The sequence below is a fragment of the Bifidobacterium porcinum genome (genome assembly GCF_055378475.1).
The window spans coordinates 1,831,331-1,846,313 of the sequence record NZ_AP029603.1; the positions used below are offsets into that span (position 1 = coordinate 1,831,331).

At 60.7% G+C, this 14,983-nt stretch carries 9 protein-coding genes and 1 tRNA gene; 1 reads left to right on the forward strand and 9 read right to left on the reverse strand.

Translation table 11 applies throughout. From position 1 onward, the window contains the following. Window positions 1-248: 248 nt before the first annotated feature. From ACZ41G_RS07285 to ACZ41G_RS07305, 5 genes are all read right to left on the reverse strand, one after another. Entirely contained in the window at window positions 249-4,373 is a 4,125-nt protein-coding gene (locus ACZ41G_RS07285) for an LPXTG cell wall anchor domain-containing protein (protein WP_464145119.1), read from the reverse strand. 1,794 nt (window positions 4,374-6,167) lie between these two features. Next, window positions 6,168-6,240 (reverse strand) — tRNA-Arg (locus ACZ41G_RS07290). Between the two features lie 127 nt (window positions 6,241-6,367). Next, window positions 6,368-7,333: a tetratricopeptide repeat protein gene (locus tag ACZ41G_RS07295; RefSeq protein WP_412170509.1), complete on the reverse strand. Its 966-nt coding sequence runs from the start codon at window positions 7,331-7,333 to the stop codon at window positions 6,368-6,370. A 254-nt stretch (window positions 7,334-7,587) separates the two neighbouring features. Further along, window positions 7,588-8,589, reverse strand: a complete 1,002-nt coding sequence (locus ACZ41G_RS07300) for a DUF8094 domain-containing protein (protein ID WP_321046184.1) — start codon at window positions 8,587-8,589, stop codon at window positions 7,588-7,590. A 1-nt stretch (window position 8,590) separates the two neighbouring features. Continuing rightward, complete coding sequence (locus ACZ41G_RS07305; protein WP_464145121.1) at window positions 8,591-10,057, reverse strand: hypothetical protein; 1,467 nt, start codon at window positions 10,055-10,057, stop codon at window positions 8,591-8,593. A gap of 143 nt (window positions 10,058-10,200) precedes the next feature. Between ACZ41G_RS07305 and ACZ41G_RS07310 the strand changes: the two genes are divergently transcribed. Then, window positions 10,201-11,199, forward strand: coding sequence for an FKBP-type peptidyl-prolyl cis-trans isomerase (locus tag ACZ41G_RS07310; protein ID WP_464145122.1), 999 nt, complete (start codon window positions 10,201-10,203; stop codon window positions 11,197-11,199). Window positions 11,200-11,339: 140 nt separating this feature from the next. Here the strand turns inward: ACZ41G_RS07310 and nucS are convergent, their stop codons facing one another. From nucS to ACZ41G_RS07330, 4 genes are all read right to left on the reverse strand, one after another. Continuing rightward, complete coding sequence (nucS, locus tag ACZ41G_RS07315; RefSeq protein WP_464145124.1) at window positions 11,340-12,044, reverse strand: endonuclease NucS; 705 nt, start codon at window positions 12,042-12,044, stop codon at window positions 11,340-11,342. A gap of 214 nt (window positions 12,045-12,258) precedes the next feature. Continuing rightward, window positions 12,259-12,570: a F0F1 ATP synthase subunit epsilon gene (locus tag ACZ41G_RS07320; protein ID WP_029575750.1), complete on the reverse strand. Its 312-nt coding sequence runs from the start codon at window positions 12,568-12,570 to the stop codon at window positions 12,259-12,261. Continuing rightward, complete coding sequence (atpD, locus tag ACZ41G_RS07325; RefSeq protein ID WP_321046179.1) at window positions 12,570-14,054, reverse strand: F0F1 ATP synthase subunit beta; 1,485 nt, start codon at window positions 14,052-14,054, stop codon at window positions 12,570-12,572. Before atpD ends, ACZ41G_RS07320 begins: the two co-directional genes overlap by 1 nt. An 8-nt stretch (window positions 14,055-14,062) precedes the next feature. Continuing rightward, complete coding sequence (locus tag ACZ41G_RS07330; protein ID WP_015451076.1) at window positions 14,063-14,983, reverse strand: F0F1 ATP synthase subunit gamma; 921 nt, start codon at window positions 14,981-14,983, stop codon at window positions 14,063-14,065.

The following is a 14,983-nucleotide window of genomic DNA, read 5'->3' on the forward strand; positions in this document are numbered from 1 at the left end:
GAAGCACGCCGGGCGATTGCCGGGCGGCACGGTCTGGTCGCGTTGTCACACAGCCTGACCACGGGTGTTCCATAGCAGAACCGGACCGTTGGCGCTCAGTGTACTCCCGGCGCGATCGCCGGGAGCGTCACCGTTTCACCCCCTGATATCCCGATTCCGCCCGCCCCGCCGATCCGCCGTATGACGGACCGGCACGGACTGCAAATCACCAATGCCCGGCGTTTCGGGCGCCACCGGCGCCACCGACATCACCGGCGTCTGCGGCGAATCACCGTCAAGGCAAACGTTCCCGCTGCGGACGCCGCCGCGAGCGAACCCAAGACCGCCACAGGAACAAATCCCGCGCCGGTATTGGCCAGCACGGTTCGTCTGCCGTACCAGAAATCCTCGGCGCGTACCGTATCGCCCCGGCATATGCCCTCCTGCTTGACCGCCGGTTGATCGTCAAAGGGGTTGTCGTCCACCAACGGGCAGGTCACCACCGTTGACGCGGTGACTGTGGCATGGTCCGCATGGTCGCCATCCACGCCCGTGAGCACGCCGGTCACATCGACGGATTGCCCGGGTTCGAGTACCAATTCGTCCCATTCCGTCGGATATCGCCATGTTCCGACTGACGCTTTGCCAGTCGTGACGGTATCGTTCAGCTGTAATCCGGTCACCGGCATGTCTCCCACATTGCGGATGCGGAACACCAGCGTCGTTTCCTCCCCGGTGATTGCAAGCGCCTGCTCGGCGGTGTTGCGGTCGCCATTCTGCTCGCCTGAGGCCTCATCGAATTTCACCAGCTCGATCGCCCCACGTTCATGGATGGTGCGCGTCCACACCTCGTTGGATGTCCGTTCGACCCCATTAACGGTTTCCGTGAATCCGTTGGTGATGCGCTCTCCCGGCAGGACGCGCTGCATCTGGATGAACATCGTCCATCCCGCTGCATGGTCCCGGCCGCCTAGCACGCGTGCACCCCGCCCCGTCAATGCGATGCGCATGGTACCGGATTGCTCATGGACGTCAAATAGCGGTTCGCTCTTGCCGTCGGTACCGTCCCCGCCAGATACCGCATCGACCGGTGAATCGCCAGACAGCTCGCCATCCAAATGCCGTTCGATGATATCGCCCGCCGGAATCGTCTCGCCATCAATGACCATGTCATGCCGCGCGACGACCGCCCACTGGCCGAGATACACGTCGTGCAGCTCATCATAATCGTCATCGATGCTCCACGAAGTGATGTCGTATGCCCGATTGGCAGGTAGGTCCGAAGAATCCAGCCGGTACAGGAATGTGGTGTGCAACGGCACATCAGCGCCATTGACGCTCTCCCCACGCATGGCGATGACCACGTCTTTCGACGGATTCACCGGTTGCAATGGCGTGGCGACCGTCCGCGTATCCGTGCGGATGCTTCCGGTGACTTGGGTGGCGGTGTTGCGCACTGTGACGCCGTCGCCAACCGCGGTGACGGTCATCGGCAGCACGAGCTCGTACCGTTGCCCGAGCACCTGCTGGTCGATTGACGGGTCGGCATGCGGGTCGAGCAAAGCGGCTGCGTAGGCCTTCAGGTCATCTGGCTGCCGGGCGGCGATGACCCGTCCCGTCGTACGGTCCACCGTGTCCACGGTCGCGAAGAACGCGTAGAGTATGCCTCCCACGTCCTGGATGTTGAAGGCCTTCGTGCAATCGTTGCCTTGTTCGTCGGTGATGCTGATACGGTCTGTGTCAAGGGTGAGATAGCGTTCGTCGTAATCGTCGATGACACCCAGACGCTGGACGGCATAGGCGCCGGATTGCAGATCGGACGCGTCAAGCATGACCCGGTAGTAGATGGTGTCCCCCAGCAAGGCGGTCCGCCCGTCAATGACGATGCTCGCGTCAGTCTGGGTCACGGTTTTCTCCGGAGTGATGCGCGGCGGCTCGATCACGACTCGGTTCGACGGGGTCACACTGTTGTTGAGCCCAAGCGTCCACTGGTTGCCGATAAGCCGATTCGCCGGGGCATGCTCAGACACGACACCATCGAACTCGACCAGCAATCTGGGTGCTGTCTGAGTGTTGTTCCAGGTTCTATCGATGGCGGCACGGTTGAACACGATGCGGAACCTGTGATTGCCCCGATCCCAATCCACGGTGTAATGCTGCCGTCCGAACACAGTGCCGGTCGCCTTGTCACGAACAATGACGCTGTATTCGTCCGGTTCGAGGTACTGGTCGTATTCGTCCACGACTTCGACATGCTCGAGCCGATATCCGAACCCCATTTCCGGGGTAATGTCTGCACTGAGCGCATAGGTGACGCGCTGCCCCGGCATCGCCTTGGTCTGATCGATGGATGCGCGATCTCCGCCGTGCGCCGCGTGGGCGAGCACTTGCTTGTTCGCGGGAGGCACGTACGCACACAACGGCGGTTTATTCGCCTCAACACGATGTGCGTTAACCGTGTGCGATCCATCGGCACTGAACGCTGCTCCCTGCGTCTGCGAGCACAATTGCACGGGCTGCCCGTCTTTCGCTTGGTAATCCTTACGCACCTGGACCGCGCCCTTGCCGTGCGCCAGATTGATTCGTCCCGGCACCAGCAAGGTGAGTTGGCGATGAGAGCCCAGCCCTTGGACTGATTTGAGATAGGACTGCGAGGCGACCGCACTCACAGTGCCATCTTTGATACTGATGGTGAATTCGCCCGTCACGTCAATGCCCGTGCGCGCGATATCGAACACGCCGGATGCCCGCTCGTGTGCCGTATCCGCCTGATACACGCGGACCGCTGATTCACCGTCCGGGTCGAACAGGTAATCTGCCTGCGACCAGCCGGTTGTCAATTCCAAACGTTGCGGGGATTCAACCAGATGAGCCGGGATTACGGCATTGGTGGCGGCTGCCACCGCATCACCGTCCAGCAGCGAGCGTCCGGCGGCTCCGACCGCATTGCCATGGTCGGGGTCGATGACCGCATCCCATTCGCCGTCATCACCGTGCAACGCCCATACCGTATCCGGTTGCGGCTTCCACGTGGGGAACTGCCGATCCTCAGTATTCTGCCCCGGCTCATCATTCCAATGCACGGTGGCGGTGTCTTTGACCAATCCGTGCCCCGGTGTGCTGACTGTGACATCGAATGAGAAGCGGAAGGCATGGTCCTGCGGCAGCATGCCCGCCTCTGCGGACCATTGCGCACTGACGGTGTGGGCGTCCCTGTTCCAGTCGAAGGTGAATTCGGCGGTGCGATCGGTTCCGTCCGTCATATCGGAAACCTGATAGTCACCTACCTGATATGACGTGTCACCGGGCGTGATTGTATCGACGATACCAAGGCGATAGCCTCCCCGTCCGGTTCCCGTCACGATATTCGTACGGTTGGTCATGCCGTCGGCGCTTACCCCGTCGTCGATGCTCTTGGTTGGAGCACCCGGGGCTCGCGACCCGACGCGGAAGCTTTCGGATGCCTGCCGGTCTTCAGTATTCACCTCCGCGGCCATCCATCCTTGCTTCGGCACGACGACGTCGAACCAGTAATTGCCTTCCTGCCAGCCGTCCCATCCGAAATCAGTCGGCACGAACTGCGGTGACTTCCCGGTTCCCGCATTCGGCACTCGCATGGTTTTGCCGATGGCGCGGGCTGCATGGATGCCAGCGGGATGCCCGTCATAATTCAGGAAAATCTGTGCATCCAGCTGTTCGTTGACTGGCGAACCGCCTGCATTGGTGACGATGATGTCGTGAACCGGCGCTGTGTCGCCGACGCTCATGCCCTCCGGAGCCTGCTGCTGCGTAGTGACCGCGAGCGGGTACCGTGTCGTCGGCTGCAATTCGTTGGCCGCAACACACACCACCTGGACTCCAGCCGGATACGCGCGACCAGTCGTTTCAATCTGCTCGTTGAACTGGTATCGCAGCCGGTTAATCCAGTCGCCGTCCCAGCCGATGAGGTCGTTGCCCAAACCGTCGGCTGCGAGCCTGCCCCAATTCCTATCGAAACGCGCGCGGAAATCCCGTGGATTGGTGCCATACAGGCTCTTGTTCTTCAATGACAGCGCGACTCCCACGACACGCGCTTGCGTCGCCTCGCCATCGCTGCGATCCGCGATGGCATGCGACACCGCATCACGGCATGACCCGTAGAATTTCGGCTTGTTGCCTGACCATGTGGACAGCACCCCGCTGCGCACCAAGGACTGGTACGCATGGTCAATTGACGCTTCACCCCACCCCTGCGCCGGCGTGGAACCATACTGTTTGTTATCGAATAGGAACAACGCGTCATTGTCAGGCAGCGAACCTCCTGATCCGGATATTCCCGCGCCCTGCGAGCCTATGCCCGCCATGGCGATGCCAGGCGAGATGGCAAGTGTCATCAATGCGATGACCAACGTCACCGCTGTTATCGTGACGAATCGAAGTCGGTTCATCATTCCCCCAAAACAACAGAAAGCACAACGCCGGAACGCCGACGCTTTCACTATTCCCCCAATGGGCTTGCATTCTCCGGTGCCGGCACGCTCCCCGCCGTATACCAGATGAACGGTCATGGCCCGCCGCGAACTGCATCAACCGCACTCGGCTCCTCTCAAGCCTCATATGTCGGCAGGCGCTCGGATTCGCGAATCGGACGGCAATCCCCATTGCCGCCAAAACCCTTCAATCGCCAGCCTAGCATATCCACACGCCGGACACGACACCCGCCGGAATACAGCCGCCCGCCAGACACAACCCGGTGCACACCCCCATCGCACGCTCCGGCACACCCCGCCGCGCCCCGCCAAATCTCAATATCTCTGCAATTCCGCGGAATCGCAGAGATATTCGGATCCCAGTCTCAATATCTCGCCGCCAAAGTCCGATTCCGCGAGTTTGTCAGATTCCCTGCCCGACATCGCAGACGATCGGCAGTCAGGAATCGTTGGAATTCCGCGAATTTCTCAATCCACTCATCTCACCCGACCTGCCGCCAAATCTCAATATCTCGTCCAAACGGGCGTTCATCATGGGTTATTGAGACATTTTTCGAAAAAACTCTCAGAAATCAAGCCAGAACGGGAGAAATTGAGACCGCGGCATGGCACACCCGCCGATCGGCCTCGCAGCGACAAGTCAGCCTTCACCATCAGGAATATCTCAGTTGACTCCCAAGGCACGCAGGACAACGCCAGCGGCACGCGGAGACAACGAGCGCATGTGAAACGCGGCCGTTCGAGTGCAGCCGAACCCAGGGGACATCACCCTCGCGAAAGCGGGCGTGCCGTGTAGTAATCAATCGGGAGTGGGACGTTCCGCCGTAGATGACTGGATACGTATGTTCTTCCGCGCGACCGATGGGAAAATACTCGCAGACCGGCCGTAGACAGGTGAACTTCCGGTTTTTCGCGGGAGATCAGCCACGAATATTCGAATCCGGCGAATTCTCCCGATATCGGCTCCAACGCCGGTTATCAAGAATCGCGGAATTCCAACCATTCCTATGGGAGATCATCTCGTAAGAAACCGAATCGCACTGGATTCCCGCACCTTGCGCGGGAGTTCAGACACAGGTTCCGGCATCCGCCGAATTCTCCCGCAAGTCCAATCGACAGACCTGCCGTGCGTGGGCGTGGTAGGGCATGGTGAACTTGCCCCATGTCTTCGCCGGCTGCCGGGAACGCAGCTGAGCCCACCGCATGACCAGAACGTTGCCGATCGCATGTATGCCCAGACATGCGCCGCACGCCGGAAGTATGCACCCGGAAGCCTCCACATACCGGTATCGTGGCACCGCGTATACCCAGACATGCGTAAGCCGGCAGATACCAAAAGACGCCGCCGATTTTCCGCGCGTTGCGTCTTGTTGCGTATGGCACTGCATACACAACCAGATGGAACGCATCTCAAGCAAAAACGTTGGCACCCGTACGCCCGCTTGAGTTCCTATCTGTCTTGATTACGCGATGCTCGATATATCAAGCATGAATGAGGGTTATTGGCTAAAATATGTGTCCGAAATCAGCCCGGACACGTTGCAGCCCAAGGCATACGGTCGGCTCGAATGTGCCAGATTGGCGGAATGGACAATCCACGATGCCCCAAATGCCACGGCATCCCGGCTTGCCCGCCACCGGACACACATTCTGGCCGATAACCCAGAACCCAGAAATGAGTAAAGCCGCCGCGCAACACTGGCGCGACGGCTTTTCCTGTGGGCTTGATGGGATTCGAACCCACGACCTTCTGTTCCGGAGACAGACGCTCTATCCACTGAGCTACAAACCCGTGCGGCCCTCCACTATACCGACATGTGCAGACGACATGCACAAACGATATGTACAAACAGCATACGCAGACGCACGCGTCTCATGGACTCCGCGCCGTAGCACCCCGCACCGCAGCACGCGGACACTCAGTACATCAGCGTTGCCAGCCGGCGACGCGCGCGCTTCAGCCGCTCATCGCCCGGCTCGGGGATAGCGAAATACTCGAGCAGACGCTTGCGTACCGGCTCAATCTGGTCGCGGTGGCCGGCAGCCAGATAATCCAGCAGCCGCCCGAACGCGTCCTCAATTTGCCCGCCGATCATGTCGATGTCAGCGACCGCCAACTGGGCGTCGACATCATCAGGATGCTCCGCCGCGGCGGCCCGGACCGCGCGCACATCAGCCGCTCCGGAACGGGCCAGCAGCAGGGCCTTCGACCGCTCACGCGCAGCGACCGTATCCTGCGGGTCGGATTCCAACACCCGCTCGTACGCCGCTGCGGCACCGGCATAATCACCTTCCTGTGCCAGCCGGTGCGCCTCGGCATGCTGCGGCGGCACACTCTCGGTCTCGGTCTGTCCATCAGCCGCCTGATCGCCATCGGCATCCGGATCACCGGAATACGGCGCCGAGCCGGTGACACCCGCCTGATGCGCGACATCGATGATCTTCGGTATGACCTGGTCAACGAGCTGCTGCTGTTCCTCAGCGCTGGGCAGGCCCTGCAGCAGAGGCATCGGCCGCCCTCCAATCAGCCCGAACAGCGCAGGCACACCGCGCACTTGCAACGCCTGCGCAATGCTCTGCGCCTTCGACACATCGATACGCGCGAGCTGAATCTGGCCATTGAGCTTGTTGACGGCGTTGCCGAGCGCCTTGGCCATCGGAAAGAGCCGATCGTCGCTGGGAGTCCACAGCAGCATGAGAATCGGGAATGTCGCCGACGTCTGCACCATCGCCTCGAAGGTGTTCTCGGTGACGTCGATCACATATCCCCCGGCGGAGGGAGCCCCGCCTGCCTGCCCCGGTTCCGCGGTCACCTGATGCTGCATCGATTCAAGATCAACCGCCCCGGCGAGCGAAATACCCGGGTTGAACTTCTGGTCTGCCATGTCGCCTCCATGATTCTTTGCCTAGCGACGCCGACCGGCAGCGTCGACTGGCAATCCTTCGATACCATTCAAGATACCGTGACGCCACGTCGTACGCGTCGCCTTCTTCGCGAAGCTAAAGCCCGAATTCTACCGAAGCATGCTATCCCTGACACCGGGATACGCGTGACTTCCCCGCATCGTGGTACACCCTGCCATGCAGTCCGCGCCGCAGCCCAACAACCCGCCAGACATCCAACCGGCAGACGATACGGTTACAGCGCCTCCACCTTGACCGGCTGACGCTCCGCGCCCACCGCGGTAATCTTCTGATGCGACCCGGCCGGCGGCACATACATGGCGACAACGTTCACATACGTGACTTTCATCGTGCTGGTGGCGGTGCCGTTCCCGAACAATGCTTTCTCGGAGTCCGACGCCGGCTGGGACTCGCGCCCCTCACCCGCCTGACGGGTCCATTCCGAATTAATCTGCGCGACCACGAGATCGCCGCCGTCGCTCGAGCGCATGACCTTAATCTGGCCGGCAGCCGCCTGGAAGGTCTGCTGCTGCGTGCCCGCGTTGCGTTCCATGCCCTCCTGAACCGTCTGGGACAGCTTGGCGAGCTCCTGACGGAAGTAATCGTCGGCGAACTTCGAAGCGTATTTGCTTGCCGAACCGTTCTGGAGCACATCAGCATACTCGGCGACCGCCTTTTCAGGCGTTGTCACCAGACCGGTGTCTTTCGCCGTGCCCATCTGGGCCCCAATCGAGGGAATGGCGAACTTCGGCAGCTTCGCCCCCTGGAAAAGTCGGGCTACGCCCCACAGTTTGTAATTGCTGCGCGCACTGTCCTGAACCATCACAAGCAGACGCTGGGACTGCTGGTCTGACGTGGTGGTTGTGATGGTGAAAATCGAACGGGGCCAACCGGAATCCGTAGGAATGACCGCCTGCGTCATCTTGGAGGGGATGTTGGTTTTCGCGTCCAACGACCCCGTGGATTGGGCGATGGTGATTTCGCTGGTACGGATGGCGAGTTCGGGCCCGGACATGCGAGCGTCGAGCCCGTCCACGCTTTTCGCCTCATTCGCCGCGTTCACGACTTTCAGGATGTTCGCGCGGATCTGCTTCTCCTGGGCTTCGCTCACATCCGGCTTGTCCGTATGCTCGGCGCTGGCCGCCGGCCGGGGAACCTGCCCTTCGCAGCCGGCGAACGTCATCAGGCATGCCGCGGCGAGCACTGCCGTCACTGCTTTGGTGATACGTGAGGTCATGCTACTCCTTGGATTCTTCGTCATTATCGTCGTCGTCGCCGGAATCCCCATCCGTTTCCTCCTGCTGCGACGCCCACCGTGCGAAATACGCCTGCAATTCCTTCGGATCGATGACCGATGTGGCTTCGGCGTTCACCGGTGCCGGAGCATGGGTACGTGCATGCCGGAGTGCTGCCGGATGGGATTCGTCCGTCTCCGGTGCAGTACCGTCGGCGGCATGATTCTCTGCCCCGTCCTGTTGCGACGCCGCGGATGCTTGCGGTTCCTCCGCCCCCGGCTGTGAGAACGATGCGTTGTGGCCAAATTGCCCAGCGCTGCCGAGATCGATGTCCTCATCCGGATACCAGACAGTGTCATTATGCAACGAAGCATACGAATGCGCCGCTTGGGACTGCTCCTGCACCGGCTGCGGCTGTCCGTCATGCATTGCGTGGCGCGAATGCTGATGCGGCTGGAAGGCGACGGGCGCGGACTCCGTCTGAGTCGGTTGGATCCGCTGTTGCATGTCCGCCACAAGATTGCGCGACACCGGATCGACCACCACCGGTTCGGCAGCAGCCTGCCCGCTCCCCTCAGCCGGCGAGGCGTCCGTTGCCTGATGCCCCTCTTGGTCTGAGGATTCAACGGCGGATTGCACCGACGTCCCCGGGGCATGGCGTTTCCTGGGCTTAGTACTCTTACGAGGTGCAAACATACGTTTGATTGTGCTCAAGCTCCCCGCGAGCGCCTCCGAGAAGCTGATTTCATCAGGGTCTTTCGGCTTGGGTTCACCGGGAACTTTGCGGCGCTTGGTGTCTGGCATCGCGAATACGGATGCGGACAGGACGGTCATCAACGCGAGCAGAGCGGCGATGAAGTAGAACGGTGTCGCGAAATCGGGAAGCTTCGCACGCACCCAATGGACAGTCACCGAGGTGCGGGCGGAATTCGAGCCGGTGTCGATCAGCGCGATGACGTCTGAAGATGTTGCGCGCGATGTCAGGGAAACATTGCCTGTGCCACATTTGACCGACCGCCACATATCCGATGATTCGAATTCGACCGCCGAGTCCTGCGCGGCGGAACTCCCCGAGGCTTTCTGTGTAGACGTGGTCAGGGTCTGCCAGTCCGACATGCCGGTGATGCGCGTGTATTTGCTCCCAGCCAGCCATCCGGCGGCATCTTTTCGTGTGGACAATGCGATGCACACACGCGTTTTCGACGAGGTGGCATGGACAACCAATGTGGAGCGTTCTGCAACCATGGACAGGACGCCCGGATCCGTCATCGCGTATCTGCCGGAAACTTTTGCCGATGCCGCGATCTCGCTTGACGGACGCCAAATCGTTGCGTTCAGCGCGCCGAACACCACACATGCGACGGCGAGTAGACCGAACACCGGTGCGACGATGCCACGCATGATTCTGGCATGATGAGACGGCCGCTCGAATACGGCATGCTCTTCGTGTGATTCATGTGTCTTCGTCATAACGCCACTATTCTACAGGCACCACCTCACTTCACCGGGTTCCGCGCGATACCTCCACCCTACCGTCGCACAGACCGTCCGCAGGTTGCGGCAGGCAGCGAAGGCGCCCAGCGATATCATGGTCGGCCGCTAGTGTGGTGATTATGCGTATTTCCCCCAGACTTCATCACGCCGCCGCAAGCCTTGTTACCGCGCTGTGCGCCGCCGTCATGTGCCTTGGCATCGCGGCATGCGGTTCAGGCAACTCCTCGTCTTCAGCGTCTTCATCGGCATCCACAAGTTCCAGCGACTCAAGCACAAAACTCAACAAAATCGCCGGAGTCACGGCGACCGGCGATCCTGGCAAGAAGCCGACCGTGAAATTCCACACCCCCATGACCGTCCAGGACAACACCTACGCCGTGCTTCAGCAGGGCAACGGCGCGACGATCAAAGAAGGCGACCGTCTGTGCGCCCAGGGCATCGCGCTCAACGCCAAGAACGGCTCGCAGATCATGAGCACGTGGGAGAAGAACACGCCTGACTGCTCGATCGTCGTGAGCAAATCCTCCACGAACACCGCCTATTACGATATTCTCAAAGGGCAGAAAGTCAACACGACCATCGCGTTCGGCGTCAATGACCAGAACTCGTCCGGCACGTCGTATCTCATGGTGCTGACCATCATCTCCCGCGCGAAGGCCCTGACCCGTGCGGAAGGCAAAGCCGTCACAGACATTCCAGCTAACTTGCCGAAGGTTACGCTCGCCAGCAACGGCAAGCCGTCGCTCGATCTCAACGGGTATAAGCCCGATGGCAAACTGGTCGCCCAGACCCTGATCAAGGGCGATGGAGCCGCGGTGAAAGCCACTCAGACCGTGGATGCCCAGTATTCTGGCTGGTACGCGGACAGCAACGGCACGCTTCACCAGTTCGATTCCTCTTGGAGCCGCGGGTCATCCGCGCAGTTCTCGCTCTCCCAAGTCATCACCGGATGGAAGAACGGCTTGACCGGGCAGACCATCGGTTCGCAGGTGCTGCTGGTCATTCCACCGGATCAGGGCTACGGATCGACTGACCAGACGGACAGTACCACCGGAAAGGTGACCATCCCGGCCAATTCCACACTGTATTTCGTGGTCGATATCCTCTACGCCTACTGATTGTCGGTGGATTCCCGGCGATTGTCCGCAATCCGCGGGGTCGGTGGCGGTGACACCATTTTGCGTCACCGCCACCTCCAATACACAAACTGGTTACGCTAAGCGCGCGCTTAGCGTAACCAGTTTGTGTATTGGAGGGCTTAGAAGAGGCGCAACGTCCCGTCCTTCTGGCCCTTCATATCGTCATAATCCAGAATCATGCACTCGAATCCACGCTCATGGGCGAGTGTCCTGGCCTGCGGGGTGATGGTCTGCGCGGCGAAAATACCGCGGACGGGCGCGATGAGCGGATCACGGTTAAGCAGCTTGCAATACCGAGTCAGCTGCTCAACTCCGTCGATTCCACCGTGCCGTTTGATTTCAATCGCCACATGCGTACCATCGCCGTCGACCGCCATGATATCGACCGGGCCGATCGCTGTCGGATACTCTCGTCTGACCAGTTTGGCGCCTTCGCCGATCCGCTCGATCTGCTCGGCAAGATACCGCTGTAGATGGTCCTCGACGCCATCCTTGACCAGTCCCGGATCCTCACCCAAATCGTAGGTATCGTCAGCGTAGACATGCTGCAAGGTGATTTCCAGCACGTCATCGCTTTTCTCGGCGCATACGCGCAACACCCGCTCAGGAACTGGCGTATCAGGGTCATCGTCGGCGTCCGGCGGGTCAATCTGCCGAATCGTGCACGGGGCTGCCATCCAATTCAACGGTTTGTACGATCCGAGTTCTGAAAATATCAGGACGCTGTTATCCGCTTTCACCAGCAGCACGCGCTTGGCCAACGGGAGTGACGCGTTGAGCCGGCCCGAATACTGTGCACTGCAATCCGCAACAATGATTCTCACATCCGATAGCCTAACAGCACCACCGCCGTCACAGCCGCAAACCCGGTCAGTCCAGGTGACGATTCCGCGCCCCGACAGCGGCACTCGGCACTCCAAATCCACGCAACCCCAACATCCTCAACAACCCCAGTCCACTCACCCCAGTCCACAACAAGCAAAAGGCCGGCCCGTCACCAATGTGACAAGGCCGGCCCGAAGCCGAAACGAAGCCTAATCAGGCTTCCTGTCCGTCGCCTACGACTGCGGAACCGGAAGTCTGGACCACGTCATGTCCGCGCTCAACCGCAACGGTGAGTTTGTTCGAATCGAAGGAAATGAATCCGTCGGTGACATCGAAGGAATGCCTTACACCATCAGGGTCCACCACCGCGATCGTGCCGTCCTTGATGACGGTCAGCACCGGCTCGTGGTTAGGCAGGATACCCATCCCGCCCTCGGAGGCGGGGATGGTGACGGACTTCGCCGTGCCGGACCACAATGGGCGGTCCGCCGCGACGATGTTCACCTGCATGGTCGCGCCCGCCATCAGTCGCCGTATTCCTTCTGCATGTCGTGCCACTTCTTCTCGAGGTCGTCGATGCCGCCGATGCCGGAGAACGCCTGCTCCGGGACGTCGTCATACACGCCGTCGCAGATGCGGGTGAAGGCCTCGATAGTCTCGTCGGCCGGCACGTAGGAGCCCGGGCGACCGGTGAACTTCTCGGCCACGTAGAAGTTCTGGCCGAGGAACTGCTCGATCTTGCGGGCGCGGTTGACGATGGTCTTGTCCTCTTCGCCGAGCTCGTCGATACCAATCAGGGCGATGATGTCCTGCAGCTCCTTGTTACGCTGCAGAATCGCCTTGACGCGGTTGGCGCACTCGTAGTGTGCCTGGCCGACATAGCGCGGGTCGAGGATTCGCGACGTGGAAGCCAGCGGATCGACAGCCGGGTAGATGCCCTTGGCCGCGATATCACGCGAAAGCTCGGTCGTCGCGTCCAAGTGGGCGAAGGTCGTCGCCGGGGCCGGATCGGTGTAATCATCCGCAGGCACGTAAATGGCCTGCAGCGAAGTGATCGAGTGGCCGCGGGTCGAGGTGATGCGCTCCTGGAGCGCGCCCATCTCGTCGGCGAGGTTCGGCTGGTAACCCACTGCGGAAGGCATACGGCCAAGCAGCGTGGAAACCTCGGAACCGGCCTGCGTGAAGCGGAAGATGTTGTCGATGAACAGCAACACGTCCTGGTTCTGCACGTCGCGGAAGTACTCAGCCATGGTCAGTGCGGTCAGCGGGACACGCAGACGAGTCCCCGGGGGCTCATCCATCTGGCCGAAGACCAGCGCGGTCTTGCTGAGCACGCCTGCCTCCGCCATTTCGCCGATCAGATCGTTGCCCTCACGGGTACGCTCACCAACGCCGGCGAACACGGACACGCCGCCGTGGTTCTGGGCCACGCGCTGAATCATTTCCTGGATCAGGACCGTCTTGCCGACGCCTGCGCCGCCGAACAGGCCGATCTTGCCGCCCTGCACGTACGGGGTCAGCAAATCGATGACCTTGATGCCGGTTTCGAACATCTGGGTCTTGGACTCCAGTTGGTCGAATGCCGGCGGATTGCGGTGGATGGGCCAGCGTTCCTTGACCTCGATATGCTCGTCAGGTTTCTTGTTGAGGATGTTGCCCGAGACATCGAACACGTGTCCCTTGGTGACATCGCCGACAGGAACCTCAATCGGGCCGCCGGTATCGGTCACTTCGGCGCCACGCACCAAGCCGTCAGTAGGCTTGAGTGCGACCGCGCGCACGGTGGAATCACCGAGGTGCTGTTCGACCTCCATGGTGATCTGGTGAAGCGTCTCGCCCTCGGTGTTGCCCACATTGTTGAGCTTCACGGTCAGGGCGTTGTAGATGTCGGGCAGGTGGCCTACCGGGAACTCGACGTCGATGACGGAGCCCTGGACGCGCGTCACGCGTCCGACGTTCGTCGCTTCGACGTCGGTTTCGGAAGCCGCTGTGGTCTGGTTCTCAGCCATATGCGTTCCTACTCTTCCTCTTTGTTCAGCGCGTCGGCGCTGCCGATGATTTCGGTAAGTTCTTGGGTGATCGATGCCTGGCGCGAGGCGTTGAGCTTGCGCGTCAGCTCGTCGACAAGGTTGCGTGCGTTGTCCGTTGCCGTGTGCATGGCGTTCTGGCGGGATGCCGTCTCCGATGCGGCCGAAGTCAGCAGGCACTCATGGATGCGTGACTGGATGTACTTCGGCATGATCGCGTTGAGCACCTTTTCCAGACTCGGTTCGAAGGTGTACAGCGGGGTCGCCTGAGCCGCGGTGGACTCGGGAATCGGACCGGAGTCCTGCCTTGCTTCCGGCACGACTTCGACCGGCAGCATGCGCAGGACGCGAACCTTCTGCACGACCATGTTCACGAATTCGGTGAACACGATATACAGTTCGGAGACGCCGCCCTTGTCCGCAGGCAACATGTACGCGTCCAGCAGGGTCTTGGAAATCGACTCGGCGACTTCCACACCCGGCTTATCGCTGTCGCCCTCCCACGAGGCCGCCACCTTGCGGTTGCGGTACTTGTAGTAGGTGACGCCGCGGCGACCGTACACATACAGCTGCGGCTCCTTGCCCTTGTCCATAAGGCGGGCGAGCAGGGATTCCGTTTCCTTGATGATCGACGAGGTGTACGCACCGGCCATACCGCGGTCCGACGTCAGAGCCAGCACGGCGACGCGCGGGTTCTTCTCGTCGGACTTCACGATCGGATGGTCGATATGGGTGTGCTCCGCCAACGCTTGCACGGCATCGAAAATCGCATCGCTGTAAGGCTTGGCGTTCAGCGCCACCTCACGCGCCCTCGCGATGTGCGAGGACGCGATCATCTCCTGGGCGTTGAAGATCTTCTCCAACGACTGGGTTGAGGCGATTCTTGATTTCAATGCGAGTTGCGAGCCCAT

What these genes read in the sequence shown, in the direction of transcription:
- ACZ41G_RS07300 (WP_321046184.1), bottom strand. Translation starts at nt 8,589, where the DNA reads ATGACCTCACGTATCACCAAAGCAGTGACGGCAGTGCTCGCCGCGGCA.
- ACZ41G_RS07330 (WP_015451076.1), bottom strand. Translation starts at nt 14,983, where the DNA reads ATGGGCTCGCAACTCGCATTGAAATCAAGAATCGCCTCAACCCAGTCG.
- ACZ41G_RS07310 (WP_464145122.1), top strand. Translation starts at nt 10,201, where the DNA reads ATGCGTATTTCCCCCAGACTTCATCACGCCGCCGCAAGCCTTGTTACC.
- ACZ41G_RS07295 (WP_412170509.1), bottom strand. Translation starts at nt 7,333, where the DNA reads ATGGCAGACCAGAAGTTCAACCCGGGTATTTCGCTCGCCGGGGCGGTT.
- ACZ41G_RS07305 (WP_464145121.1), bottom strand. Translation starts at nt 10,057, where the DNA reads ATGACGAAGACACATGAATCACACGAAGAGCATGCCGTATTCGAGCGG.
- ACZ41G_RS07320 (WP_029575750.1), bottom strand. Translation starts at nt 12,570, where the DNA reads ATGGCGGGCGCGACCATGCAGGTGAACATCGTCGCGGCGGACCGCCCA.
- atpD (WP_321046179.1), bottom strand. Translation starts at nt 14,054, where the DNA reads ATGGCTGAGAACCAGACCACAGCGGCTTCCGAAACCGACGTCGAAGCG.